22 protein-coding genes are annotated in these 26,849 nt (G+C 61.2%); 6 read left to right on the top strand and 16 right to left on the bottom strand.

Features of this window, described 5'->3' with window-relative positions; translation table 11 throughout:
* Positions 1-530: 530 nt before the first annotated feature.
* The 10 genes from PSH86_RS26870 to PSH86_RS26930 all read right to left on the bottom strand — a co-directional run bounded on the left by PSH86_RS26870 (position 531) and on the right by PSH86_RS26930 (position 15,492).
* The gene (locus tag PSH86_RS26870) at positions 531-1,943 is read right to left on the bottom strand and encodes an aldehyde dehydrogenase family protein (protein WP_305486094.1); all 1,413 of its coding nucleotides are present in this window, start codon (positions 1,941-1,943) and stop codon (positions 531-533) included.
* Positions 1,940-2,998 carry a homoserine dehydrogenase gene (locus PSH86_RS26875; RefSeq protein ID WP_305486097.1) on the bottom strand — a complete coding sequence of 353 codons (1,059 nt, stop codon included), beginning with the start codon at positions 2,996-2,998 and terminating at the stop codon, positions 1,940-1,942. Before PSH86_RS26875 ends, PSH86_RS26870 begins: the two co-directional genes overlap by 4 nt.
* Positions 2,999-3,545: 547 nt before the next feature.
* Positions 3,546-3,983, bottom strand: a complete 438-nt coding sequence (locus PSH86_RS26880) for an Lrp/AsnC family transcriptional regulator (protein ID WP_109756321.1) — start codon at positions 3,981-3,983, stop codon at positions 3,546-3,548.
* Positions 3,984-3,994: 11 nt separating this feature from the next.
* Positions 3,995-5,374: a threonine synthase gene (thrC, locus tag PSH86_RS26885; RefSeq protein ID WP_305486101.1), complete on the bottom strand. Its 1,380-nt coding sequence runs from the start codon at positions 5,372-5,374 to the stop codon at positions 3,995-3,997.
* Positions 5,375-5,390: 16 nt separating this feature from the next.
* Complete coding sequence (locus tag PSH86_RS26890; protein ID WP_305486104.1) at positions 5,391-6,281, bottom strand: LysR substrate-binding domain-containing protein; 891 nt, start codon at positions 6,279-6,281, stop codon at positions 5,391-5,393.
* A 57-nt stretch (positions 6,282-6,338) separates the two neighbouring features.
* Entirely contained in the window at positions 6,339-7,769 is a 1,431-nt protein-coding gene (locus PSH86_RS26895; protein ID WP_305486107.1) for an amino acid permease, read from the bottom strand.
* A 134-nt stretch (positions 7,770-7,903) separates the two neighbouring features.
* Positions 7,904-9,157 (bottom strand): cystathionine gamma-synthase family protein, encoded by a 1,254-nt coding sequence (locus PSH86_RS26900; protein ID WP_305486110.1) that lies wholly within the window; start codon positions 9,155-9,157, stop codon positions 7,904-7,906.
* A gap of 492 nt (positions 9,158-9,649) precedes the next feature.
* A complete protein-coding gene (locus PSH86_RS26905) occupies positions 9,650-10,045 on the bottom strand; it encodes a hypothetical protein (RefSeq protein ID WP_305486113.1) in 396 nt (131 codons plus the stop codon).
* Positions 10,042-14,898, bottom strand: a complete 4,857-nt coding sequence (locus PSH86_RS30760; protein ID WP_370873696.1) for an RHS repeat-associated core domain-containing protein — start codon at positions 14,896-14,898, stop codon at positions 10,042-10,044. Before PSH86_RS30760 ends, PSH86_RS26905 begins: the two co-directional genes overlap by 4 nt.
* A 135-nt stretch (positions 14,899-15,033) precedes the next feature.
* The gene (locus PSH86_RS26930; protein WP_163856458.1) at positions 15,034-15,492 is read right to left on the bottom strand and encodes a GNAT family N-acetyltransferase; all 459 of its coding nucleotides are present in this window, start codon (positions 15,490-15,492) and stop codon (positions 15,034-15,036) included.
* 467 nt (positions 15,493-15,959) lie between these two features.
* Here PSH86_RS26930 and PSH86_RS26935 point away from each other — a divergent pair, with 467 nt between their 5' ends.
* From PSH86_RS26935 to PSH86_RS26960, 6 genes are read left to right on the top strand one after another with little or no spacing between them, the layout of a single operon-like run.
* Positions 15,960-16,583 carry a CDP-alcohol phosphatidyltransferase family protein gene (locus tag PSH86_RS26935; RefSeq protein WP_109756465.1) on the top strand — a complete coding sequence of 208 codons (624 nt, stop codon included), beginning with the start codon at positions 15,960-15,962 and terminating at the stop codon, positions 16,581-16,583.
* 11 nt (positions 16,584-16,594) lie between these two features.
* Positions 16,595-18,352 (top strand): bifunctional alpha/beta hydrolase/class I SAM-dependent methyltransferase, encoded by a 1,758-nt coding sequence (locus tag PSH86_RS26940; RefSeq protein ID WP_305486118.1) that lies wholly within the window; start codon positions 16,595-16,597, stop codon positions 18,350-18,352.
* Positions 18,352-19,692: a phosphatase PAP2/dual specificity phosphatase family protein gene (locus tag PSH86_RS26945; protein WP_305486121.1), complete on the top strand. Its 1,341-nt coding sequence runs from the start codon at positions 18,352-18,354 to the stop codon at positions 19,690-19,692. Before PSH86_RS26940 ends, PSH86_RS26945 begins: the two co-directional genes overlap by 1 nt.
* A complete protein-coding gene (locus tag PSH86_RS26950; protein WP_305486124.1) occupies positions 19,682-20,137 on the top strand; it encodes a hypothetical protein in 456 nt (151 codons plus the stop codon). The genes PSH86_RS26945 and PSH86_RS26950 overlap by 11 nt, the downstream gene beginning before the upstream one ends.
* 9 nt (positions 20,138-20,146) lie before the next feature.
* Entirely contained in the window at positions 20,147-20,767 is a 621-nt protein-coding gene (locus tag PSH86_RS26955; protein WP_109756461.1) for a 1-acyl-sn-glycerol-3-phosphate acyltransferase, read from the top strand.
* A 1-nt stretch (position 20,768) separates the two neighbouring features.
* Positions 20,769-21,701: a phosphatidate cytidylyltransferase gene (locus PSH86_RS26960; RefSeq protein WP_109756460.1), complete on the top strand. Its 933-nt coding sequence runs from the start codon at positions 20,769-20,771 to the stop codon at positions 21,699-21,701.
* 161 nt (positions 21,702-21,862) lie between these two features.
* On the opposite strand, the gene PSH86_RS26965 is transcribed toward PSH86_RS26960, so the two are convergent.
* The 6 genes from PSH86_RS26965 to PSH86_RS26990 form a co-directional block, all read right to left on the bottom strand.
* Positions 21,863-23,020, bottom strand: a complete 1,158-nt coding sequence (locus PSH86_RS26965; protein WP_249015611.1) for a glutathionylspermidine synthase family protein — start codon at positions 23,018-23,020, stop codon at positions 21,863-21,865.
* Between the two features lie 12 nt (positions 23,021-23,032).
* On the bottom strand, positions 23,033-23,734 hold the full coding sequence (locus PSH86_RS26970; protein WP_109756458.1) for a DUF1190 domain-containing protein: 702 nt from the start codon (positions 23,732-23,734) through the stop codon (positions 23,033-23,035).
* Positions 23,735-23,753: 19 nt separating this feature from the next.
* The gene (locus PSH86_RS26975) at positions 23,754-24,182 is read right to left on the bottom strand and encodes a DUF350 domain-containing protein (protein WP_305486132.1); all 429 of its coding nucleotides are present in this window, start codon (positions 24,180-24,182) and stop codon (positions 23,754-23,756) included.
* Between the two features lie 15 nt (positions 24,183-24,197).
* The gene (locus PSH86_RS26980) at positions 24,198-24,860 is read right to left on the bottom strand and encodes a DUF2491 family protein (protein WP_109756457.1); all 663 of its coding nucleotides are present in this window, start codon (positions 24,858-24,860) and stop codon (positions 24,198-24,200) included.
* Positions 24,847-25,881 carry an ion channel gene (locus tag PSH86_RS26985; protein WP_109756456.1) on the bottom strand — a complete coding sequence of 345 codons (1,035 nt, stop codon included), beginning with the start codon at positions 25,879-25,881 and terminating at the stop codon, positions 24,847-24,849. Before PSH86_RS26985 ends, PSH86_RS26980 begins: the two co-directional genes overlap by 14 nt.
* A gap of 266 nt (positions 25,882-26,147) precedes the next feature.
* Positions 26,148-26,846: a PspA/IM30 family protein gene (locus tag PSH86_RS26990; protein ID WP_003185899.1), complete on the bottom strand. Its 699-nt coding sequence runs from the start codon at positions 26,844-26,846 to the stop codon at positions 26,148-26,150.
* Positions 26,847-26,849 lie beyond the last annotated feature (3 nt).

Here is a 26,849-nt window from a genome sequence, read left to right on the forward strand (position 1 = left end):
GCCATGAGCGTTTGCAGAAGTTTATTCATGAGGAGATCGCCGACGTTGGCTGCACGCTCGGCGCACGGAACGTTACTCGGTGGAAAGCGCGCGTAACGGGGCAACGGCGGAAGCAGTGCATAGAAGGATGGGGCAACTGAGCTTGTGCGTTTTGCGCAAAGGCCAATGCAAGGTGGGGAGCCGAAAAAAGCTTTGATTTGTCGCCGTCGGCGATATGAAAGGAAGCGGGTCGTCGTGAGCTATTCGTGAGGTGGAGAGTCAGCGGCAGTGATGTTGACTGGTGTGCCGCCATCGCGGGCAAGCCTTGCTCCCACAAGGGTTTGATTTAGTTGCGGGGTTGGGTTTACTGGCCTTTTCGTGAACAAGCCCGCTTCCACAGAGGGCTGACACAACGTTTCGCTGTTTTTTGATTTCTGCGACACGTTCTCTACGCATGTCGCTGCCGGCGACAAGTGAGAAGAGAACGTATCGTCAAAATGGTGTTTTAGCGACATGAAAGGTAAAGCGACTCCTTCGGACTGACTCGCCCCTCACCCCAGCGTATTCAAACAAACCACCTTCGGCTGGGTCATTTCCTCATAGGCAAACCGCACCCCTTCCCTGCCCAAACTGCCGTATTTGGAACCACCGAACGGCATCGCATCAAAGCGAAAATCCGACGAGTCATTGATCATCACGCCCCCCGCTTCGATCCGTCGTGCAGCGCTCATCGCGGTGTTGAGGTCGTTGGTGAAAATCCCGGCGTGAAGCGCGTATTCCGGTTCGTTCGCCAACGCGATGGCTTCATCGAACGTCTCGAACGGCTGCAGCACCACCACCGGCGCGAAGGCTTCATTGCGCCAGAGTCGGCTGGAATGATCGACGTTTTCCAGGACGGTGGCGGCGTAGCAATTGCCTTGGCGACGGTGGCCGCAGAGTAACGTGGCGCCTTGTTGCAGGGCTTCGTTTACCACCTGTTCTGCGTTCTGCGCGGCCTGTTGGGTGATCATCGGGCCAATGTCGGTGCCTGCGAGCAGTGGGTTGCCGACCACCAGGGCTTGGGCCTGGTTGACGAAGCGTTCGCGGAAGGCGGCGTAGATCGGTGCGTGGATGAGCAGGCGTTGGGTGCCGATGCAGTTTTGCCCGGCGGCCCAGAAGGCGCCGGAGACGCAGCTTTCGACGGCGGCGTCGAGGTTGCAGTCGCCCATGACGATAACCGGGGCATTGCCGCCGAGGTCCATGGCGAGTTTTTTCAGGCCGGCGCTGCGGGCGATTTGTTCGCCGGTGACGAAGCCGCCGGTGAAGGAGATCATCCGCACGTCGCGGGCGGCGACCAGGGCTTTGCCCAGTTCGGCGCCGCCGGTGGCGACGGTGACCACGGTTTGTGGCAGGCCGGCGGCGACCAGGTACGAGACCAGTTTGAGGGCCGACAACGGCGCCAGTTCGGACGGTTTGAGGATCACCGCGTTGCCGCCGGCGATGGCCGGGCCGAGTTTGTGGGCGACCAGGTTCAGCGGGTCGTTGTAGGGGGTGATGGCGACGATCAGGCCCAGGGGTTCGCGGGTGAACCAGCCCTGGCGTGATTCGGCGCCTTCGTAGGCATCGAACGGCACGATTTCGCCGGCGTTGCGCTTGGCTTCTTCGGCGGAGAGCTTGAGGGTGTTGACGCAGCGTTTGACTTCTTTTTCGGCCTGTTTGAGGGTCTTGCCGGCTTCGTCGACGATCAGCCGGGCGAAGGCTTTGGCGTCGCGTTCGATGTTCAAGGCAGCCTGTTCGAGGATGCTTGCGCGGCGATGACGCGGCAGTGCGGCGCAAGCTTGTACGCCGCTGCGTCCGGTCTCCAGCAGGTGTGGGACTTCTGAGGCGCAAACGTCCACGACGGTGCCGACGACGCTGCCGTCAAATGGGTTGAGGACTTCGATGTGCGGTTCGACAACCGCCAGGGCCAGGCGCGATACGTTCACAGAGTGTGCTCCTGTTTGCGGGTTACCGATTGGTGGATGTGGATGATGTCCGACAGCAACGCGAAGGCGGTTTCAGTGCGGCCTGCGCCCGGACCGGAAACGGTGACGGCGCCGAGCAGTTCGCTGGTGAAGGACACGGCGTTGGTGGCGCCGCTGATGCTCGCCAGTGGGTGGTCGTTGCTCAGCAGGCGCGGTTCGACGCTGGCGCTGATGGAGCCGTCGGCTTTGCGGGTGGCGGCGCCGATGAGTTTCCAACGTGCGCCGTTTTGTCGGGCTTTTTCGATGTCGTCGAGGCTGAGGGCGGAGATGCCGCTGCAGGTGACGTCGCTGACCGTGAGTTTGGCGCCGAGCAGTTCGTTGGCGAGGATCACCACTTTGAGGCGCACGTCATGGCCTTCGACGTCTGCCGTGGGGTCGGCTTCGGCGTAGCCCAGCGCTTGGGCCTGGCTGACGGCTTCGGCGAACCCGAGGCCGCCTTCCATGCAAGTGAGGACGAAGTTGGAGGTGCCGTTGAGGATGCCTTCGAAACCGCTGATCGAGCTGCCAGCCAGGGATTGTTTGGCCAGGCGAATGACCGGGGTGCCGCTCATCACTGAGCCTTCGTATTCGAAGGCGACGTTGTTGCGCCGGGCCAGGGCCTTGAGCTCGGCGCCATGCAGGGCGATGGGGCCTTTGTTGGTGGTGACCACGTGCTTGCCGCGCTCCAGTGCCCAGCGGCAGAACGAAGTGGCGGGCTCGCCGTCCACCGGGTTGGTGAAGGTGGCTTCGGCGATGATGTCGGCGCCGCAGTCTTTGATCACGGCTTCGTTGAGGGCGTCGACGGTGCCGCCGGGCAGTTGTGACATGGCGCCTTTGACGGCCGGTAGTTTGGCCAGTGAGGCGGCGTCGAGGCCGTGGCGGTCCATCACCGAACCGAGGAACAGATCGGTGACGCCGACGATTTTCAGGGTGAAGCCGAGTTCGGTTTTCCAGCTTTCGTTACGCTCGGCGATGAGCTGAGCCAACGCCCGATTCACACCGCCGAAGCCGACCAGCGCCAGTTTGTATTCAGTCATTTTTGTTATGTCCTTGATCCGGGGGATGGGTTGTTGGGATCTAGGTTAGGGGGGTGAGCTGGGCAGTGAAATATGCCAATTTGCTCTATTTTTTGGGCGTTTTGACCAAGGGTTGGGCGAGGTGTCAGGTGTGGAAAAAGCCAACAGGGGGTTGGCTTTTTTAGCGCGGTCCATTTCTGGCGAGGGGATATATCTGTGGTGTGGGGGGTATCTGTGGCGAGGGAGCTTGCTCCCGTTGGGCTGCGCAGCGGCCCTGGAGTTGTCCCGTGCGGTGGTGGGTCTGGTTGGTTGAGTTCAAGCTGCTTGGGGCTGCTGCGCAGCCCAGCGGGAGCAAGCTCCCTCGCCACGGGGTTTGGGGTGGCTGGAGCATCTGCGGGCACCCTCAGCGGTGGCAAGCATGCTGGGCCCCACTGGCAGGACACATGACCCTGTGGGAGCGGGCTTGCTCGCGCAGACGGCGGCACAGTCAACATTGATGTTGCTTGATACGCCGCCTTCGCGAGCAAGCCCGCTCCCACAGGATTTACACTTTAGGCAGGCTGCGTGCCTAAACCACCGACGACAACACAAACGACGTCACCGTGTTCTCCACCCCAGGCAACGCAGATATCTCCTTCCACACCTTATGCACCCGCTCCGGATTCGCCGCCCCCACCCGCAGCATCAAATCAAACTCGCCACTCATCACATCGCACTGCTGCACTTCCGGCATCGCGCGCAGGGCTTGCAACACTTCCGCGCCGCGCATGCGGTCGTAGCGGTAGACGAAGATCACGGCGTTGATGTTCGAGGAGGCTTGCCCGCCCTCGCCGGTGCGTACGGTGTAGCCCTGGATCGCGCCGTCGCGTTCGAGGCGTTCGATGCGTTGGCGCACGGCGTTGCGTGAGAGGTTGACCTTGGCCGCTAGTTCGGCGTGGGCGGCCCGGGCGTTGAGGCGTAGTTCGGCGATGATGCGTTCGTCGAGGGGGTCGAGGATTCGCTTCATGGGGCCTCCGGTTATAGAGCAGCGAGCAGTTGTTGGAGGGCACCGAGGTCGTCCGGCTGGATGCGCTGGATCTGCGCCGGGCGATGGTCGGACATGGGACGCGGTTGCGGCGCAATGTTGATCCCCAACTCACCGAGCAGCACCGCCGATTTGGCCGGTGAAATCTCGCCCAAGGTCACCATCGGCGCCACCAGGCTGCGGCGGTACAAGCGCGCCGCGAGCACGCCCGTGGCGGTATGCGGATCGATGACATAACCGGTGTCGCGATACAGCGAAGTGATTTCCTCCAAGGTCTGTTCATCCGTGACCGCGTAGGAGTCGATGATCATCCGCGCCTGCAGCCAGAACTCGTTGGCAATGGTCATCTCGCCAGTGGTTTCGAAGGTCGCCATCAGCGCGCTCACGGCCTGGTCGTCGTGGCCGTAGAGCTCCCAGAGAAACCGCTCCAGGTTGGAAAAGATCGACAGGTCCATGGCTGGCGACAAGGTCTTGTTGGCGCGCAAGCGGGAGTAGTGGTTCTTCAGGAACAACTGGTGCAGCGCGTCATTCTGGTTGGTCGCGACGATCATCTGCGTGATCGGCAAGCCCATTTTCTGCGCGATGTAGCCGGCGTAGACCTCGGCAAAACTCGCCGCCGGCACGCTGAAACCAATCGGGCGCTGACCTCCGCCCAGTTGCAGCACGGCGTGGAAGTAAAACACCAACTGCGCCATGACGCTGACCCAGTTGCTGGAGTTGAAACTGATCGCCTCGCGCCCGGTGCACGGCCACTGCCGGAACAAGCGGGTGACGAGGGTCTGGCATTCGTCGAAGCTGCCATTGACGGCGAACTGATGAACCCGCGGATGGGCCGCCGCTTGCAGGTGCTGGCGTTGTTCTTGCGGCACGCCAGCCTCCGGGTAAATCACCACCACGTCGGTTTCATCGCAGTGCTTGAAGGCTTCGATGGCGGCCAACCCGGTGTCGCCGTTGGTGGCACCGATCACCACGGCGCGGCGCTGGCGTTTGCGCAGGAAGTATTGCACCAGCCGTGCCTGCAACTGCGCGGCAAAATCCTTCGAGGAATGGGTCGGGCCATGGAACAGTTCCAGGACCCATTCGTTGCGATCCACCTGGTGCAACGGCGCCAAGGAGCGATGGCTGAACGGGCTGCCGGCGTCCTTGAGCACGCGCTTGAAGTCGGCCTCGGGGATGGCCTCGCCCACGAACGGACGCATCACTCGGTAGGCCAATTCGTCATAGGCCAGGGTCGACCAGTTGGCGATGTCCTGGGGTTCGAACTGCGGCAGTTCAAGCGGGACGAACAGCCCGCCGTCTTCAGCGATGCCCGACAACACGACCTTTTCGAAATCGACCTGCACGGCTGCATTCCGGGTACTTACATAGCGCATGGTTGGCTCCGGCCATTTATTTAAAACGATGTGCCTGCTCGACCAGCCAGGTGGAAAACATCACCGCGTCGGGGTGCTGGTCGGCCCCGGAACTGCGTACCAGGTAGAACGATTCGCTGGCCTCGATGCGCTGGGTGAAGGGTTCGACCAGCCGCCCTTCTTCAAGCAGGTCCGCCACCATCGACGAGCGAGCCAGGGCAATGCCCTGCCCCAGTTCGGCCATGCGCAAAGTGCAAACCAGCGTGTCGAACTGCATGCCGGTCGAAGAATCGACGCCGTCCACGCCGACCATGTTCAGCCAATAACCCCAACCTTCTTCGTAACCCAGCACGTGCAGCAGCGGATGCTTGGCTACGTCCGCCGGCACCTGCAGTGGCGAACGCGCCATCAGTTCTGGCGAGCACACTGGAAACAAGGTGTCCCAGGTCAGGCGCTGCGACACCAGGCCGGGCCATTGACCGTGGCCCCAGCGGATTTCCATGTCGTCTTCGCCGTCCAGCTCCTTGACCCAGATGTTGCTGATGTAGCGGATATCGACCTGGGGATGGGCCTGGCGAAAACTCACCAACTTGGGCGCCAGCCAGTGCACGAAAAACGCCAGGCTGCCGCGCACCTTGATCGGTCGGCGTTTGTGCTGGCCGAAAATCTCGTTGGTGCCGACTGCCAGCCGGGTGATCGCATCCTGCACCACCGGCAGGTAGGCCTGGCCTTCTTCGGTCAGACCCAGGCCACGGGGCAAACGCTTGAAGAGCGCCACCCCCAGATGGATTTCCAATTGACGGATCTGCTGGCTGACCGCGCCTTGGGTCAAGCACAACTCTTCGGCCGCGTGGGTGAAGTTCAGGCAACGGGCAGACACCTCGAATGCCCGCAGCCAGTTCAATGGGGGTAACGGCTTTTGCTTCATGATCGGACCTCGCTGACACCCCTTCCACCGAGCGCATCGGCCACGCCTCAGCGCTGGCTAGAACGCATCGGACGGCTGTGCCAAGGGGGCAACCGACAAGCGTTGCTCGCGGCTTTTGCGGGTAATGAAATACACGAAATAGCACCAGGCAATGAAGGGCAAGCCGAAGTACAGGGCCACCCGCTGTTCCGGATCGAACGCGATCCCGACACACGCCAGGCTGCAGCATACCAGCGCCCCCAGCGGCACCCACGGATAACCGCGGACGCGGAACTTGAGGTTGCGAATGTCACCGCCGTTGGCTACGTAGTGGCGGCGGAAGGCAATCTGGCTGGCGGCAATGCTCATCCACACCACCACCACGGCCAGGCCGGAGATCGACACCAACGCCAGGTAGATGGTGTCGGCGGCAAACACGCTGCTGAGCAACGAAGCGGCACCACCGGCCATGCTCACGATGATCGCGTTGAGCGGCGTGCCCATGCGGGTCAGGGCCGAGAACTGCTTGGGCAGGTGGCCTTGGTCACTGAGGGTCCAGAGCATCCGCGAAGCGGCGTACAAACCGGAGTTGGCCGCCGAGAGCAAGGCACTGATGATCACGAAGTTCATGATGTCGGCGGAGTACGGAATGCCGATGTAGGTGAAGACGGTGACGAAGGGGCTCTCTACCAGACCGGCCTGATCGCGGGGCAACAAGGTCGCCAGGACAAAAATGGTCCCGACGAAAAACACCGCCAGGCGCAGCACGGTGGTGCGGATGGCGCGCGGCACATTGCGTTGCGGATCCTTGGTTTCACCGGCGGCGATGCCGATCAGTTCCGTGCCGGAGAAGGCGAAGGAGACCGCCAGCAGCGTCATCGCAATCGGCATGAAACCGGTGGGGAACAGCCCTTCGCGAGTGAAGTTGCTCAACCCGATGCTGTGGGCCTGGTCGATGTCCAACAGGCCGAGAATCGCGCCACCGCCAATCAGCAGGAACACCACCACGGTGACCACTTTGACCAGCGACAACCAGAACTCGGTTTCGGCGAACAACCGCACCGAGATCACGTTAGTGAGAAACACCAAACCGGCGAACAACGCACTCCAGATCCACACGGGCGTGTCCGGAAACCAACGCGTCATCAAGATGCCGGCGGCGGTGAATTCAGAACCGATTGCCACGGTCCAGGTCAGCCAGTACAGCCAGGCCACGGTGTAGCCGGTGCCCGGGCCGAGAAAGCGCGTGGCGTAGGTGCTGAACGAACCGGTTTCCGGCATCTGCACCGCCAGTTCACCCAGGCACATCATCACCATGTAGACCATGAGCGCGCCGATGATGTAGGCGATCACCGCGCCCATGGGCCCGGCCTGGTTGACGGTGTAGCCGGAGGTCAGGAACAGCCCGGTACCGATGACGCCACCCAAGGCCAGCATGACGATATGGCGCGTCTGCATTTCCTGCTTGAAGCCGGCCCGCGTATGAGTGTGTTGTTCTGTTATGGACATGGTTGTTCTCATGAAATGTCAGGGCGCGCATCTACGTCTGCGCGAGTAAGACAAGCGCCACTGAGCTTTTATTATTATTCCTATTCATGAACGCCCCATTCACAGCCTTGTTATGGGGTACCAACTTTCAAACTTCAGTTTGCGGCTTCGATGTGGACTTCATTGAGGTGCGGATTGAGGGTCTTTTTGACGAAGGCGAATGCCTGTTTCAGATCGTCCAATAGATCGTCGGTGTCTTCGATGCCCACCGAAACCCGCACCAAGCCTTCGGAGATGCCCAGGGCCAGGCGTTCCTCCAGGGTGTTTTCGACATGGCTGGTGGTGCGGGCCGGGCCGTAGATGGTTTCCACCGCGCCCAGGTTGCCCGCGCAATGGGCGAAGCGCAGGCGCGGCAAGAGCAGCTTGACCGTGTCCATGCCACCGACCAGGACAAAGCTGACAATGGCGCCGAAGCCGGACATTTGCGCGCAGGCCACCGCGTGGTTCGGATGGCTGGGCAGGCCGGGATAATTCACCGATTCCACCAAGGGTTCGGTGCCGAGGTATTCCGCCAGGGCCCGGGCACTGCATTGCTGCTGACGCATGCGCAGCACCAGGGTTTTCATGCCGCGAATGATCATGTAGGCCGAGAACGGATCGAGCGATGCGCCGTTGATTTCCCGATAGTGCCGAACCTTGGCCATCAAGGCGGCGCTGCCGCAGACCAGGCCGCCGAGCACATCGCCATGGCCGCTGAGGAATTTGGTCGCGCTGTGGATCACCACGTCCACGCCCAAGGCCAGCGGGTTCTGGCTGAGAGGCGTGGCGAAGGTATTGTCCGCCACCACCACGGCACCAACGCGCTTGGCTGCTGCCACCAAGCGTGGGATGTCGAGGATTTTCAGGGTCGGGTTGGTCGGCGTTTCCAGGTACACCAACTGGCAACCCTTGGCGATTTCCCGCTCGATCTCTTCGTGATCGAACGTCTCGCACAAAGTCACGTCCACGCCCATGCGCGGCAGGAATTCTTCGAAAATCTTGTTGGTGCCGCCGTAACTGTCCTTGGTCGACACCACTCGATCGCCATGGGCCAGGAAGGTGTAGAGCACGCTGCTGATCGCCGCCATGCCACTGCTGAACGCCACGGCGGACTCGGCCATTTCCAACTCGCAGATCTTGGCTTCGAGGGTCTCGACGGTGGGGTTGCTCATGCGACTGTAGATAAAGCCTGGTGCCTTGCCCAGCGCGACGTCGTACCAGACATCGATGTCGTCATAGCCATACGCGGCGCTGACCACGATTGGGGTTTGCGTGGCGTTATAGGGATGCCTGACTTGCTCCCCGCCCCACACCGCCCGGGTCGCCGCTCCCGCATTTTCAAGCCCTGCGCTGTCAGGTTTATTGTTCATTGGGACTACTCGCACTCAAGGGGTGAACGTTGAGCCATTCACCGGATCTGGGGGCCAATATAGGGAAAAGCCGCCGGCCCGAGAAACGATGTTATCGGTGCCAAAGGGGTGGTTTTTTTAATGGCTGAGTACGAAGTAGCGACGTGTAAGTCAGTGATGAACCTGTGGGAGCGAGCTTGCTCGCGATGAGGGTGGGTCAGCTGCCATTGAGGGTGACTGATACTCCGCTATCGCGAGCAAGCTCGCTCCCGCACCGGGGGTGGCGTTGATTTGCTGTGCGGGAGGGCGCGAGGTGTCATGGCGCTGAAAATCGATAGAGAGTGCTTCGCAGCCCAACGGGAGCAAATCACGAACCAGCGCTCAAAGACTGCAACCAGTGCCGATGGTAATCAGCCTGCTCTGTAATATCGTTGGTTAAGTCCTTATCTTCATAATCAAAAATATTGACCATGTCACCCTTACCTACCATTACCTTCCCCCTCATATCCATAACTACGACAAACGAGATTCAACCCACTCTTTAAAAAAAACCTCTTGCTCACTCGGATCGCTCGCCAAGTTGCTATCATCGTAATCAAATATATAAACAACATCATCGAGAGATGGAGTGACACCCACATTCAACTCATACGCTTTTAGCCCAAGCGACATCTGCGCCGACATACCGGACGGATGAACATTTTTCTTAGCACCCTTACAAAAAAATATCACATCCGGATTGTCTCGCCGAAGACTCGCAAAACACTTATAAAAATTACCGCCCACATAAGTTCTATCAACACCATCTGCCGCAGGAAAAGTTATTGCAATTTTTTCAGAATCACACACAAGAAAAAGCCTTTCTTTTTTTCCTCCCCTAGACACACACACCTCCACCTTAGAAATCATTTTTTTATTCTCCTATTAGGGTTAGGTATGGAATAGCCAAACTCTTTTCCATTATCAAGTATCAAGGTCGCGCCAAGCACATCTTCATTTTTTATGCGATCTGGAATGGCAATCTCTTTTTCAGCCCCGAACAAATATGAAGCCCCTAGCTCTTTTTTCAAATCGTGCCCTGGAATTTTTTGCAATGTATACAAGTATCCTATTCTCGTATAATCACCGGTGGCAAACTTCTTTCCTACCTCCCTTGAATAGGAGGTACTAATATAGTAACTAGGAGGCCAATCACTATCCATAGAGTGCAAGAAAAGATTCTTGCTTTTTCCTTTGCTTTTAAAACCGTTTTCAAAAACATCTTCGGGATTTCGCTCATCACCGCGATATAGAAAATCCTCTTCTTTTTTAGGAATAGGTAGCTTAGGTTCCGTTTGACCAACAGCTACCTTCGCCGCCGGATCCTGCTCCCCAACCGTCGGCCGACACCCACCCTTCCCCGGACAATCCACCAACCCCAACGGATCCACCCACCCCGTCGGGTTCAGGGTGTACCGATACCCATTGAGCCCTCCCGCCAGTTTGCTCGGGTCGGGTGTCAGGTAGCGGCCGGTCTCGGGATTGTAGTAGCGGTGGCGGTTGTAGTGCAGGCCGCTTTCCGGGTCGAAGTATTGACCCTGGAAGCGCAGGGGTTGCTCCAGTTGTTCGCCGCCGCCGTGCTTGAGTTCAGTGAGTTTGCCGTAGCCGTTGTAGCGCGCCGACCAGACGATCTGTCCGCTGTAACTGGTCAGTTCCTGGGGCGTGCCCAGGTGGTCGAGGTGGTAGTAGAACGGGCAGGCGTTCAGGCCTTCGCCGTCGAGCATCGCCAGTGGGCGGAAGGTGCCCGGTTCGTAGACGTAGCTGCGGTGGTGGCGCGGGCTGTTTTCGGCGACCAACTGATCGCCCTGCCAGAAAAACTCCGTGGTCAGGCCGTCCACGGTCTTGCTGATGCGTCGGCCGAAGGCGTCGTAGCGGTAGGACGTTTCGCGGCCGTCCGCCGTGGTGACGCCGATCAGGCGGTGCTGGCTGTCGTAGCGGTAGGCGCTGACCAGGGCCTGGCCGCGGCGCTCGCGAATCAGGTTGCCGAAGGCGTCGTAGTCGTAGTAGCGGTCGCCTTCCTTGAGCAGGCGGTTGCCCTTGAGGGTGGTCGGGCCGGGGCGGTCCTGCATCAGCAGGTTGCCGGCCGGGTCATGGCAGAAGTGTTCCGGCGGCTCGCTGTGGGAAAAGTCGATGCGGGTCAGGCGATCCAGCGGGTCGTACTGGTAGCGGCGCCGGCTGCGGTTGTCGGAAAGGGTCTGCAGGTTGCCCCGGGGGCTGTAGGCGTAATCGCGCCAGAACAGTTGCTGCTGTTGGCTCTGCCACACGGTCTGGGCCTTGAGGCGGCCCTGTTCGTCGTACGCGTAGTCACTGAGCAGCCGGCCCTGCTGGCGTTGCCGTTCGCGACCGGCGTCAAACCGGTGTTCGGTCAAGCGCGAACCGTTGAGGTCGATGGCGGTCAGCGCGCCACCTGGGGCATGGTGGTAGTCGAGCTGGCTGTCGTCCGGCAGGCGCAGGTGGTTGAGGCGCCCGCAGGCGTCGTAGCGATAACGCAGGGTGCCCCAGCCCTGGTGCTCGCCGACCAGCCGGTCCTGGGCGTCGTACTCGAAGGCCAGCGGACGATCGCTGCCGTCGTTGACGTGGACCAACCGGCCCAGTTCGTCGTAGCGGTACTCGATGGCCTGGCCGTCCGGCAAGGTCTTGACCCGCAAACGCCCGGCCGCGTCACGCTGGTAGCGGGTGACCCACTGCGAACCGTCCTCGCCGTGTTCGGTTTTCTCCCGCAAGTGGCCGTTGAGGTCGTAAGCGTAGGTGGTGCGTTGGCCGTCGAAGCCGACTTGTTGTCGGATCAAGCCGTTGGGCGTGTAGTCCAGCTGATATTTTTCGCCGGATTCGTTTTCGATCTCGGTCAGCAGCAGCCGCGCCGAGTCGTAGCGGTATTTCAGTTCGCTGCCATCGGGGTTCAGGCGACGGCTGACCAGGTGCAGGTCGTCGGCGTATTCGTAGCGAGTGAGGCGGCCCTGTTCATCGCGCTCGGCGGTGACCTTGCCGTAGGCGTTGTAGCTCCAGGTCCGGGTGGCGCCGCTGGGCAAGGTCACTTGCAGCAGTCGGCCGACGGCGTCCCATCGGTAATGCGTGAGGGCGCCGTGTTCGTCCTTGCGGCTGAGCAAACGTCCCAGGGCGTCGTAGGAAAAACACCGACGCCCGCCATCGGGCAGGATCTCTTCGGTCAGTTGGCCCAGGCGACTCCAGGCGAACCGATGTTCGCCGCCGTCCGGGTCATACCTCGCCAGCAGTTGCCCGTGGGCGTCGTAGGCATATTCCGTGCGCCGGCCATCCGGATCGATGCTCACGATCACATCGCCCCGGGCATTGCGCCGGTAGGTCCACACGGCCTGGCCACGCGAACGGGCGTGCAGGAAACCGTTGCGGTATTCGTAGGACGTCGGCACTTCGTCCGCCGGCATCAGCGCCACCAGCCGTCCGACGTCGTCGTAGCGGTATTCGCTGACCGCCCCCAGCGGGTCCTGTTCGGCGATCAACCGGCCCTGTTCGTCATAGGCCTTGAGGTGCTCGCCACCGTCGGGCTCGACCTTGCGCAGCAGCCGCGCCCGGTCGTCGTGGACGTAAACTTCCTGGCTGCCATCCAGGTGCCGGACCGTGACGCTGCCGTCCTCGCCCCAGGTGTAGCGGCTGTCCATCTGCGCAAACGAGGCCCAATGCCGGACACAGCGGGACGCCGCCCCGAGGCCTTGCCATTCCCAGTAGAAACTCGCCCCGCCGGCCAATTGCCGCTGGAGGATGACGTGTCGGTCGTCGTAGTCGTAGCGTTCGCTTTCGCCGGCGGCATTGGTCGCTTCGATCAGTCGGAAACGTCCGTCGTAGCGGTAGGTCACCAGCGTCTGCTCGGTCCGCCAGGCTTCGTCGAGAGTGATGGCCGGGTGGAAACTCTGGTAGTCGACGGCGACCAGGTGACGATGCGCGTAGCGCAGGCGCAGGGCGCGGCCGGCGCCGTTGTCCAGGCGGCTGATGTCGCCATGGATGTTGCGCTGGACCGTCAGGCGGTTGTCGTGGCGATCGCTGAGGGCCACCAGGTGGCCGTCGCGAAAGTGCAGGAACGCGGCGTCCGCACCGGCTTGGGCAACGATCAGTTCGTCCGACTCGGTACCGAGGTAGATCGCCGCCCGGGCCAGGCTGTTGTGGATCGCCGGGCGCTGGGCGTTGGGCAGTGGAAAGGTGGTGCGGCGGTTTTCCTGGTCGACCCAGACGACCTGCTCGCCGTCGAGCTCCAGGCGATGGGCCAGGGCATGGCTCCAGCCGCGCCCGAGCCCGACGTCCAGGTCGGCGGCGCTGGTGCGGTACAAACGGGTGAAGACGAACGGCAAGCGGCCATCGAGGGTGCCGTCGTCGAGGGTCAGCAGTTCTTCGCCGGTGACCATCGACACCGGGCAGCCGCTGGTCTGGGTCTGGGCCGCGGTATCGGCGCTGTCGCCATTGGGGTTTTTCGATTGGGTTGGGGCGTCGTCGTGGGGTTCGTGTTTGCTTAGCCGGGTGGCCCCTTGAGACTTTTCCCGCGCTACAGCGGCCGGATTGCTGACGGACAGTGGTGCAGAGTGTTCAGGGGTGATGTGCAAAGGTCCGACAGGCGTCGGTTTTAAAGGCGCACGCTGGCTGACCACCAATGGTTTGAGCACATCGGCATGTTGATTGAGCCGGTCGGGGCTGAGTTGACCCAATCTCAGGCTCGACGCCAGCAACCACTCCCGGGCCCGCTCCGAGCGAACCTGGCCCAAGACTTTACCGCTCATGCGAAGACCCAGGCCCAGCCCCCCGGTCAAACGCATCAGCAGGAAATTGATCAATACCGAAGCGCGCAGCTCCCCGACGATTTCAGCCAGGTACTGGGGTGGCAACATCCGTAGCCAACTGGCGAACGCCGCCATGTGGATGAAGAGCAACGGCTCGTCGCTCAACACCATCAACCCTCTGGCGATTGCCTCAGAGGAAGCCTTCAGTAATTGTTCAAGCTCGACGCGGGTCAGGTACTCCAACAGCTTTTCGCTGTTGGCCTGCAGATCGGCCAGCAGCTCGAAAACCTGTTTAACGTCGTCCCACAGCTGATGCAGGGCGTTTTCGAAGCCGCGCCAATCGGCTTGTTGCAATACGCCGTAGCGTTCAAGAAAGCCGGCGTCGGAAAACTCTGCCCACAGCGGTTGAAATTGCTCCCACTCCGCTTTCAGCCAATCCTCGAGTTCATCGATCACGCCTTGGTAAGACGCGTACAGCGCCTTGACGTGATCGGCCGTTACATGGGGAAAAAAGGTGATGCGATAACGCTGGCCCCGCCAACACTCAGGAACTTCCAGGATGCCGCTGGGGCCGATCACGTGGTGGATCGGCTCGCCGAAAGTCTCCTGCCCCGGCACGCCTTCGATGACCGGCTCCAGCATCACCGGTGTATCGCCGATCGGCACAAAGCGCGCCGCCTGGAACATGTGCACCAGCGTCAGCGGCCCGCCTGCCGGGCAAGCCACCACCGTGGCGCTGACGGGTGTGTGCTGGTTTTTCGGTGCCGCGAGAGACACCTCGTTACCAACCTTGAACACTTGCTCAAGATCCAGCGCCCAACCGGCCCAGAAGCTCTCAGCCCAGGCGTCGTAGTCGTTCAGGCAGGCTCGAAAATCCTGGAAAACCGCATCGACATCCGGCTGTTCGGGGTCCATGGCCGCCACCACCAGCAAGCCAATGGTGTTGTTCAGGGCCAGGAGCTTGTCGGGGGCAAACATGCAGGAATCTCGCGATGCGGGGACGAACGCGAGACTCTGCCGGGGATGACAGGGGAATTAAGTCAGGGAAAGGGGATAAAGCATGTAGGGCGATTCGCTAAATTTAAACGCTTGGCGTGGGAGCCCCGCTGATGGCTATAAACACCGCGCCATCAGCCACTGCTCTTTCCCCCAAGCCTCAAAGCGCTCCAGCACCTCCCAACCCAGCTTGGCGTAATAGTCGCGCTGGCTGTGGGTGTGCAGGAACAAGGTGATGATTCCCACCTCCCGCGCATGGCTGCAGACGCCTTCGATCAACTGCGCTGCAATCCCTCTGCGTCGGGCACTGGGGGCGACGAGCACGCAAGCCAGCCACGGCCCCAGCTCTGGCCGATCCGGCAGGTCGTGACTGGCCAGTGAAGCACCACCGAGCAACTGGCCGTGTTCCATGGCGATCAGGCACTTCCAGCGCCCATCGCGCTGCCCTGCGGCGAACTCCTGCTGCCAACTGGCGAGGGATTGCTGGGCAAATTCATAGCTGAATTCACGATGGAGCCACTCGGCCATCTGGTCGCATTTATCCATGTGGTTGGCGAGCCAATCCATTTGTGGCATTTGAAACACTCCTTATTTGTCCTGGGGAGGGTTGAGTGTCAGCAGGCTGCTGGTCTGTTCTGGTTGTACCGCTATCGCGAGCGGGCTCGCTCCCACAGGATTTTTGTAGTTTGATCCTGAATTGACACACCACCCACTGCTCTTGTGGCGAGGGGATTTATCCCCGCTGGGCTGCGAAGCAACCCCAAAAAATCCACACCTCGGTATTACAGACAGATTAAGCTAAGTGCTCTTGGGGCTGCTGCGCAGCCCAACGGGGATAAATCCCCTCGCCACAAGAATGGCATCGGCCGATCTGGATGGATGGGTTCAGGCCCGCACACATTGGCTATTTTTGCCCAGGCAATTTCGTTTTAGATGCCTACCCGCGCTCATTCTCAAGAAATACCCGCCAGCAACCCCTCAACCTATCGTAATCTCGCACCTGTATAAGCCCTAGCCCCGCAACCGGCCGAGATCTCACCCCGATGCCCTCCATCTACCAACTCAAGCCCGCCTTTCAAAACCTGCTGCGCCCCATGGTTCAACGCCTTTACAACAACGGCGTCACCGCCAACCAGATCACGGTGCTCGCGGGCATCGTTTCAGTCTTGGTCGGTGCGGTGATCGCGTGGTTCGCCAGCCATCCGTGGATCTTCGTCCTGGTGCCGATCTGGATGTTCCTGCGCATGGCGTTGAATGCGGTAGATGGTATGTTGGCGCGGGAGTTTGGTCAGCAATCGCATCTGGGCGCCTACCTCAATGAGCTATGCGATATCATCGCCGACGCTGCCCTGATCCTGCCTTTTGCACTGATTCCCGATGCCAGTCTGTTGCTCGTGTTGTTGGTCACGCTGTTGGCGCTGTTCAGCGAATACGCAGGCGTGCTGGGGGCGATGGTCGGGGCTTCGCGGCGCTATGACGGGCCGATGGGCAAAAGTGATCGCGCCTTTGTGTTGGGCGTGTTGGCGACCGGTATTGCCCTGGGTTGGCTCGGGGCGCTGTGGGTTGATGGTGTGATGGCGGTGGTTGCCGCCCTGCTGGTTTATACCTTGGTCAATCGGGTCCGTCACGGCCTGAGCCAAGTGAAGGAAAACGCTCCCTCAGCATAAAGGAACTTGCAATGCGCGAAGCCCAGGAACTGACGTTCACCACCCACGATGGCGTGGAGTTGTTCTACCGGCACTGGCCGGCTGTCAATGCCTCTGCGGGTGAACCCCGCCAGGCCGTGTTGTTGTTTCACCGCGGGCATGAACACTCCGGGCGCATTGCGCACCTGGTGGATGAGCTGGATTTGCCCGGCTTCGACTTCTTTGCCTGGGACGCACGGGGCCATGGCCAGTCGCCGGGCGCCCGCGGTGACAGCCCGAGCTTTGCCACCAGTGCGCGGGATGTGCAGACCTTCTGCGATCACATCGGCGCCACGCATCAGATCGACGAGTCGAACATCGCCGTGGTCGCGCAAAGCGTCGGGGCGGTGATCGCATCGACCTGGGTCCACGATTACGCACCGCGCATCCGTTCGCTGGTGCTGGCCTCGCCAGCGTTCAAGGTCAAGCTCTACGTGCCGTTCGCTCGTCCGGGCCTGGCACTGATGCGCAAGTTTCGCGGCAATTTTTTCGTCAACAGTTACGTCAAGGCGAAGTTCCTCAGCCATGACCCGGAACGGGTGGCGTCCTACGACAGCGATCCGCTGATCACCAAGGCGATTTCGGTGAACGTACTGCTGGGCCTGTACGAAGCCGCCGACCGCGTGGTGGCCGACGCCCAGGCGATCCAGGTGCCGACGCAGCTGTTGATCTCCGGCTCGGACTTTGTCGTGCACCGCAAACCCCAGGAACAGTTCTTCGATCGCCTGGGCAGTTTGCACAAGGAGAAGCACATCCTGCCGGGGTTCTTCCACGACACCCTCGGCGAGAAGAACCGCGCGCCGGCCATCGCCAGTGCCCGCCGCTTCATCCTGCAAAACTTCGCCCGCCCGCTGGAGCGCCCTTCCCTGCTGGACGCCGATCGCCTGGGCGTGACCTGCGCCGAAGCCGAAACCCTGGCGACGCCGCTGCCGCACAACTCGTTGCGCGACCTGTACTGGCGCATGACCCGCGCCAGCATGCGCTTTGGCAGCAAATTGTCTGCGGGCGTGAAATTGGGCTTCGACACCGGGTTCGACTCCGGCAGTACCCTGGACTACGTCTACCGCAATCGCCCCACCGGCACCTCGGCCGTGGGCAAGATGATTGACCAGAACTACCTGAACTCCATCGGCTGGCGCGGCATTCGTCAGCGCAAAGTGCACGTTGAAGAACTGCTGCGCCTGGCCATGGGCAAGTTGCGCGAGCAGGACCGTGAGGTGCGCATCGTCGACATCGCCGCCGGGCATGGCCGCTACATCCTGGAAGCGCTGCAAGGTGTCAGCCCGTTGCCGGAGTCGATCCTGCTGCGCGACTACAGCGACATCAACGTGCGCGATGGCAGTGCCTTGATCCTCGAAAAAGGCTTGGGCGATATCGCCCGGTTCGTCAAAGGTGACGCGTTTGATCGCCAGGATCTGGCGGCGCTGCAGCCAAAACCGACCCTGGCCGTGGTGTCCGGGTTGTATGAGCTGTTTGCCGATAACCAGATGGTCGGCGGCTCCCTCGCCGGATTGGCCGAAGCGGTAGAGCCCGGTGGTTTCCTGGTCTACACCGGCCAGCCGTGGCACCCGCAACTGGAACTGATCGCCCGCGCCCTCACCAGCCACCGTGCCGGGCAGGCTTGGGTGATGCGTCGACGTACCCAGGCAGAGATGGATCAATTGGTTGAGGCGGCGGGCTTCCGCAAGATCACCCTGCGGGTCGATGAGTGGGGCATTTTCAGCGTTTCGCTGGCCCAGCGAGTGCAGTAATGAGCGCCGTCATCGCTCCGGCCCGCGAGCCCGCACTGCTGAAACCGGCAGTGCTGTGGCTGCTGTTGCTGGCGCCGCTGTTCTTCAGCACCTATGGCTTCGCCACCTGGGTCACCTCCCAGCGTGACGACGTCGGCACGCTGGTGTTCGCCTGGGAAAGCCACATGCCGTTCATGGCCTGGACCATCGTGCCGTACTGGTCGATCGATCTGCTGTACGGCCTGTCCCTGCTGTTGCCCACCAGCCGTGTCGAACTCAAGCGCCACGCCTTGCGCCTGCTCACGGCCCAGGTGATTGCAGTCAGTTGCTTTCTGCTCTGGCCGCTACGCTTTACCTTCCCCCGGCCGGAAATGGACGGGGTGTTCGGTTGGTTGTTCGAGGTGCTGGCGGGGTTCGACAAGCCGTTCAACCAGGCGCCATCGCTGCACATCGCGTTGCTGGTGGTGCTGTGGGTCTGTTATCAGCGGCATCTGCAGGGGGTCTGGCGCTGGCTGATGCACGGGTGGTTCGCGCTGATTGGTGTGTCGGTGCTGACCACTTATCAACATCACTTCATTGACCTGCCCACGGGGGCGTTGGCCGGTTGGTTGTGTGTGTGGTTGTGGCCGTTGGATCGGTCGAGCCCGCTGCTGAGCGCGCGTCTGGCGACGGACCCTGCCCGCCGGCGATTGGCGCTGCGTTATGGCTTGGGCGCGGCGGCGCTGTTCATCCCGGCGTTTGCCTTGGGCGGCGCGTGGCTCTGGTTGATCTGGCCGGCGGTGGCGGTGCTCATGGTGGCGCTGAATTACCTGGTGTTCGGTGCCGACGGTTTCCAGAAGCGTGTCGATGGCCGCTTGAGCCCGGCGGCGCGTTGGTTGCTGGCGCCTTATCTGGCGGCGGCGTGGATCAATTCCCGCTGGTGGACGCGCCAACATCCGCAACCGGATCAAGTAGCGGATAACGTCTGGCTCGGGCGCATTCCCACGCCGATGGAGCTGAAGGACAGCGCGTTTAGCGGGGTGCTCGACCTCTGCGCAGAACTGTCCATAGACAGCACGGGGGTTGCCTATCGCTCGCTACCGGTGCTCGACCTGACGGCGCCGACCACCGAGCAATGCCTGAAAGCGGCGGAGGCCATCGAAAGCCTTCGTCAGCGCGGGCCGGTGCTGGTCTGCTGCGCCTTGGGCTATTCCCGTAGCGCAACTGCCGTGGTCGCCTGGTTGTTGCACAGTGGTCGGGCAGCGAATGTTGATGCGGCTATCGTGCAAATCCAGCGCGTTCGCCCGCGCATTGTCTTGCATGCGGCGCATCGTCGGGCGTTGGAGCCGTTATCAAGCCGGGAGAATGTCCATGATCACTGATATGGAACTGCACACCGTGGCGAGTCTGTTGCGCCGCGGTCAATCGCTGGATCAGCTGTCCACCGGGCTGACGCTGCTGGCGGTGCTGCTGGGGTTGGGGCAGTGGTTGGTGGGGGTCATCGATCCGTGGTTGCTGCTGTTGAGCGCCGTACTGATCGTGCTCGGTGTGCTGGAAAAATACTGGGCGTTGCGCGTGGCATTTGATGCCGATCTGTTTCAGCGCATGGCTGACAGCACTCAATCCCTGGCCGAGCGCACCTACACCTTGGATCAGGCCCTCACCTCGCTGGGCCTGCAACCGGCCGCACGCGCCGGCCGTCTCTGGACCGAACGCCGGCACGGCGCGTTGTTGCTGCTGCGTCGACAGTCGCGATTGCTGGCCGCACAAGTTGTCTTGACGCTGGGCTTCATCCTGGCCAGTCCCTGGCTAGCCTTTTCAGGATAAGGAATCCTCATGTTCGAACCCGTGGTCGCCAACCTCATCACCTCCGCCGCCCGCATGGTCACCGGTGCTCGCAGCCTGTGGCTCGGCTGTGCGCCGACGCAGGTGCAGCGGATCTACTTCGCCAACCACAGCAGCCACGGTGACTTCGTGTTGCTCTGGGCCTCGCTGCCGCCGGCGTTGCGCAAGCTGACCCGACCGGTCGCCGGTGCCGACTATTGGCAGACCAGCCCGGTGCGGCGCTACATCATCAACCGGGTGTTCAACGGTGTGCTGGTAGACCGCGAACGCAAGGATCCTTCGTACAACCCATTGCAGCCAATGCTCGAAGCCCTGGAGAACGGCGACTCGCTGATCATCTTCCCCGAGGGCACGCGCAACCCCGACGAAGGCTTGCTGCCGTTCAAGAGCGGGATCTATCACTTGATGAAGGCTCATCCCGAGGTCGAGGTGATCCCGGTGTGGATCGCCAACCTCAACCGCGTCATGCCCAAAGGCCGGGTATTGCCTCTGCCGCTGTTATGCACCACCAGCTTCGGCGCGCCGCTGTGCATCGAAGAAGGTGAAAGCAAAGAGCAATTTCTTGAACGCAGCCGCGCCGCGCTGCTGGCACTGGCCCCGGAGCACGTCTGACATGGATCGATATACCCTGATGTTATTTGGCGGGATCGGCGCGATTCTGGTGCTGGCTTCGCTGATTGGTTTCATTCTCAAGCTGCGCACCAAAGGCGCGCCAAACTCGGTCATCGACAACCTCAACGCGCGGATCAACGCCTGGTGGATCATGGTGCTGGTGATCGGCATTGCGTTCTGGCTCGGCAACGCGGCGGTGATTCTGTTGTTCTACGCGGTGTCGTTCTACGCCCTGCGGGAATTCCTCACCCTGACGCCGACCCGGCGCAGTGATTATCCGGCCCTGGTGGCAGCGTTCTACCTGGCGCTGCCGCTGCAATACCTGCTGATCTACTACGACTGGTACGGGCTGTTTTCGATCTTCATCCCGGTGTACGTGTTCCTGCTGCTGCCGATCCTGGCGTCCTTGGGTGGCGACAGTACGCACTTCCTGGAGCGCGCTTCCAAGGTCCAGTGGGGGTTGATGATCGCGGTGTTCTGCATCTCCTTCGTGCCCGCCCTGTTGACCCTGGACATCGCTGGTTTCGAAGGACGCAACCTGTTGCTGATCGCTTACCTGGTGATCGTGGTGCAGCTGTCGGATGTGTTGCAGTACGTCTGCGGCAAGCTGTTCGGCAAACACAAGATCGCGCCGAACCTGTCGCCCTCGAAAACCGTGGAGGGGTTTGCCGGCGGCATTTTCCTGGCCTCGCTGATCGGTGGCGCGCTGTGGTGGATCACGCCGTTCAATCCGTGGCAGTCGTTCCTCATCGCCTTGCTGATCAACCTGCTGGGCTTTGCCGGCGGCATCGTCATGTCAGCGATCAAACGCGACCGCGGTGTGAAGGACTGGGGCCACATGATCGAAGGCCACGGTGGCATGCTCGACCGGTTGGACTCGGTGTGCTTCGCCGCGCCGATCTTCTTCCATCTGGTTCGGTACTGGTGGACCTGAAAACCTCGGGGCGGAAGCATTAACCTGTGGGAGCGGGCTTGCTCGCGAAGGCGGTGTATCAAGCAACATCAATGTTGACTGTGCCGCCGTCTTCGCGAGCAAGCCCGCTCCCACAGGGGTTCAGCGTTTGATCCACTGGCACACCGCTCCCTCGCCATGTATTAATCGAGGATCAGATGCGGCAAGAACCGGCTTGAATCCTTGGTGATCAAGCTGTTGTCTTCCCGCACGCCAATGCCCGCCGCCTGGTCGCCGATGACCCAGGAACCGATCAGCGTGTAGCTGTCGTCGAACTTCGGCAGCGGCGCGAATTCCTGGAGAATGAACGGCGCGTCGGTGTAGGGCCCGTCTTCTTTGACGATCAGGCCATCCGCTGTTTGCAGCTCGATGTTGGCGCCTTCCCGGGAAAAGAACGGCTTGCGCACCCAGCCCTTGGGCACGGCTTTGCTGGTGTCGGTATCCAAGTGAGCCGCGAGCAGGTTCGGGTGGCCTTTGTTAAATTCCCACAGCAACGGCAGGATGCCTTTGTTGGAGATGATCGACTTCCAGGCCGGCTCGAAAAACTGTGTATCACACTGGGCAATCGCTTCACCAAACGGCTCGTGGAAGATGAACTCCCAGGCGTGCAGCTTGAACAGGTGCGGAATCCAGCGCTCCTCCAGGTCGACGAAACGCCCGTCACTGTTGAGGCCGATGTCTTCGATATCGATGTGCCGCGATTCGATACCGACTTTCTCCGCGATCAGCCGCAAGTAATCCGTGGTGCCTTTGTCCTCCACCGAGCCTTTCATCGAAGCGAAGTAAAACGGTTCCTTGAGCTGCAACTGGGCAAAGGCCTGGTGCAGCTTGGTGTCGATGCTGTTGAACTGGTCGGCATGCTTGGGCAGCAAACCGCGCTCGATGCATTGCTCCAGCCAGCCCCACTGAAACGCCGCGGCTTCATAGAGGCTGGTCGGCGTGTCGTAGTTGAGCTCCAGCAACTTGGCCGGGCCGCTGCCGTTGTAGGAGAAATCCATGCGCCCATACAGGTGCGGGTGGCCTTCGAGCCATGAAGTGCGCACCAGATCGAAGAACGGCGAGGGAATGCTCAGGCGCTCCAACAGCTCTTCGCTTTGTACCACGCGGGCCACGAGGTCCATGCACATGTCATGGATCTCGGTGGTCGGGTCTTCCAGGTCGTCCTCGATCTGCCTGAGGGTGAACTGGTAGTACGCGCTTTCGTCCCAATAGGGTTCGTTATCGATGGTGTGGAACAGAAAGCCGAGCTGTTCGGCGGTCTGTTTCCAGTCATGACGTTCGGCGCAATGGATCTTCTTCATGGCGCTGGTTCCTCAACCGCCGGAGCTGCTCGAACCACCCCAACCGCTGCGGGCGCTGGACTTGCTACCGAAGCCACCGCGAGACGTGGAGGAAGCGACGGACATCGCTTTGCTGCTCTTGATGGAATCGGTATAGCTGCCATACCGCGCCTGGTTGGACTTGGTGAAGGTCGAGCCGCTGGAAACCCGCTGGCTGAGCGTCGAGGAACCGTAGTCGCCACGATCATCGCGGTAACGGTAGACCGGTTCGGAGTAATAGCTGTTGCGGTTGCCACTCAGCATGTTGCCGATCAACAGTCCGGTCAGCAGGTTGCTGAAGCCCGAACCACCGACGTTCGCTTCCGAAGCCGGCAATTGGGCCCGGGCGGCGTCGACCTGGGATTGCGTGACCTCGCCATCGGCGCTCAGCTCAAATCCACCCAGCTTGGGGATGAACTGGCCGGCCGAGTCCTGCTGGCACCAATCGGGGACAAAGTCGGCATCGCAATCAGCCTGGCTGGCGTACGTCGGCGCGATGCGACGATGCTCGCTCATGGCGGTCATGTAGGCGTCGGCGCAAATGTCCACCGGCAGCTTTTCATCGACACATTGCTGCACGGACTGGAAGTTGTACTTCTTCTGCAACTTGTAGGTTTTTTCCGTCGGCCCGCAGCCGGATATCGCCAAGGCGACCGACGCGGCCAGCGAAAGCTGAACGTACTTGCTTCGTTTCATCGGGTTCTCCGTGGCGCGATCAGTTCGTGGAAGGCGTCATGCACGCGGCGTTCAACATGCCGACGCTGATGGCCACGGCGGCGATGTAGATACCGGCGGCGATTTCACCGTTCTTGATGCGCGCCGAAGCGCCCTTGAGCACCAGGCTGGTCACCAGGAACGCCAACAACTGAACGACAGCGGCGATCACCGCCCAGACGACGAAGTCCAGCATGCTGATCGAGTAGGTAATCACGTTGCTGGCCGGGATGGCGAAACCGATGAGGGCACCGCTCAGGGCGATGGCCGCAGCCACGTTGCCCGAGCGGATCAGTTCGAACTCTTTGTGCGGCGTGACATGGATGTAGATGAACTGAAACAGTGCGAACAGCACGGCGGCGCCGAGGAGATACAAAACGAAGCCGAACACGGCGGCCTTGTTCAGGGAAATGGAGAGCGCTTCAAGCATGGACTTCTTCCTTATTCAAAGAGTGTTCAGGTCAGTGGTGTACAGCGAAATACCCAGCGAAGTGCTCAGACTGACGGTGCCTTCGGCGTCCTCTTCGACGGAGAACAGCAGGAACTCCCGGCGATCCGTCAGGCCGGTATCGCGGGCGTACAGCATCGAACGGTGCTCGACACTGTAGGACTCGTCCGGATTGCTCACGCGTTCGCTCAACCCCACCAGTTCGGTCTGGCCCGCCTCGGTGCCCCATTCGCGGGTGTACTCGACGCCGTTGTGGGTGTAGGTCGGCAGGCCGATCAGGCTTTCAGGGCCGGCCAGCCGGCGCAATTCCGCTTCACTGTTGAGGGTGACGTAGCTGAGGTAGTTGAACAGGATCACCGACTCGACCTGCCCGGCGACGTCGCCGCTGGTGTGCACTTGCAGCCAGTAGTCTTCGTCGTTCATGTAACAGCGCGTCAACCAGTTCGATTGCCCGAGGTCGACGATGCCCAGGCTCCAGATCTGTTGAGAACCGGGAATGACCACGGCGCTGTTGCCATCGAGCAACAACTTGAGTGTGGAATCGAACATGACCTGTTTGCCGGAGGCCAGGCCCAGCGGCCCGCTGATCGGCGCGCCATGGCTAGCTGTCGTGTTCGCGTTCGGGGCCTCGAGCCCCATCAACTGTTTAAACCACCCCATGGGAAATTTCCTTCAGACGCGTGGAGGCGATGTAGAAGAGTTCTCCGCCCACGACACGCGTGGTGCCGGGCGGGTTGATCGACGGGTGTCGGGCGCCCTTGGCGCGGTAGCCGATAAGCGTAGCGTTGTGCTGCTCTTTCATCCGGTTATAGAGCTCGCCGAACGTCGCCTCGAACGCCTCGGGCAGTTTCATCAGGTACTGCGTAGCGCCTTGCCCGACACAGAGCAATTCATTGATGACCACGGACGAGCCCGGATCCTGGGAGGCACGCACCAACATTTCGATGGCCATGCTGGAGGTGCATTCCAGGCTCGGCGCGTAGGCGCTGGCGAGGGCGGCGATTTCGCTGTCATTGAAGTGGGCGACCACATGCCCGACCGGGCCCAATTGATTGACCGCCAGTACGGTGGCCAAGGTCAGGTCGTCGGAATGGGTTCGCACCAGCACGCGTTCGGCGCCAGGCACGCCGGCACGCTGTAGCAGTGCGACGGAGGACAAGCTGTCGCCCTTGATGAACGAGGTCTTGCCGGGCATGGGGTTTTCTTCGAGATCGCAATCACAGATGACGATCAGGTTGTCATTGGAGGTTTCGTCCTGCAGCAGCAATTCAATGACCCGCTCGCTGGAGGCGCCCTCCCAACCGATGAGAACCGTGTGGCCGACCTTGCCGGTGAAATCGCCTTTTCCCTTCATGCCTTTTCTCCATACATCGATGACGCTGCTGGTGGTTTTGCCGATGGCTGCCGTCAGCAGCGCGATACCCCCGAGCATGACCCAGGTAGCCACGAACACCCGTCCCGCCGCTGTCTGTGGCGCGAGATCGCCATAGCCGACGGTGAGCGTGGTGGTGAGATAGAAGTAGGTAAACGTGGCGGCGGCGATCAGGTGTTGCTCGCCTATCAGCACCAGCCCGATCCAGGCCGTAGACAGGTGCACGCCCAACGCAATGGCCAGGCCCGCCCAGCCGAACCGATGGAAGAAGGACGAAGCGTACGAGCGCAACAAAAGGAAAATCGACATTTCGTCCCTGACTCCGTGGGGCTTGGTTCCTGGCGGGATCATCGCTCTGGCGTCTGAGGGCTCGAGCGTAGTGGCCGGACAGCATTAAACCTGTTGCGGCGCTTGGATAAAAGTACCTGAACCACAATTAAATCCATGGCGTGCCGGACACTATTGTGGCGAGGGAGCTTGCTCCCGCTGGACTACGCAGCAGGCCCCATTTTTGGAGCCGCTTCGCGTCTCAGCGGGAGCAAGCTCCCTCGCCACGGGTTCGGTGCGCTCAGCGATCACTCAGCCGATTTTTTCTTCAGGCGTTCCAGGATCGCATTGGCGCTGCCTTCGTTCGGCGTGATGCCGGCATCGCGCAGCTTGCGCTCCAGGTCGGAGCCGGTCGAAGCCTCGGCCAGTTCGTCCTGGGCTTGCAGCTCAGCGGCGCGTTGCTGTTGCTTGGCTTGCAGGCGGTTGAGCGTACCAACGGCGGTTTCCAGCTTGCCATTGGCGCCACCACTGGCGATCGACGCGCTGACCTGGGCCTTCTGCACGCTTTCGCGCGCCTTGGCCATGTCCACTTGCTGACGCAGGCTCTTGATGCGGCTTTCGGCCTTGGTGATGTCTTTACGCATGTTGTCCGCGTAACCGCCGAATTCGGTCGCGTGCTTTTGCTCGGCGTCCAGTTCGTTGGTCAGGGTCGAAATGGCTTCAGCCACTTCCAGCGCCAGGTCCTCGCGGTTGGCCTGGATCGCGGCCAGGGCCTTGGCTTCCAGGTCCTTGATCTTGGCGTTGTATTCACCCACGCGATCAGTCGCCAGCTTGTGCTTGGCCATGATGGTGACCAGCTCACGCTTGGCATTGGCCAGCGCGCTGTCGGCGTCGCGAATTTCCTGGTCGAGGATGCGCAGGGCCTGTTGGTCGACGATCGATTCGCCGACTTCGTTGGCGCCGCCACGCAGTGCGGTGAACAACTTGCTCCAGATGGACTGAGTCATTGG

This window comes from Pseudomonas sp. FP2300 (assembly GCF_030687595.1).
Classification (GTDB): Bacteria; Pseudomonadota; Gammaproteobacteria; order Pseudomonadales; family Pseudomonadaceae; genus Aquipseudomonas; species Aquipseudomonas bijieensis.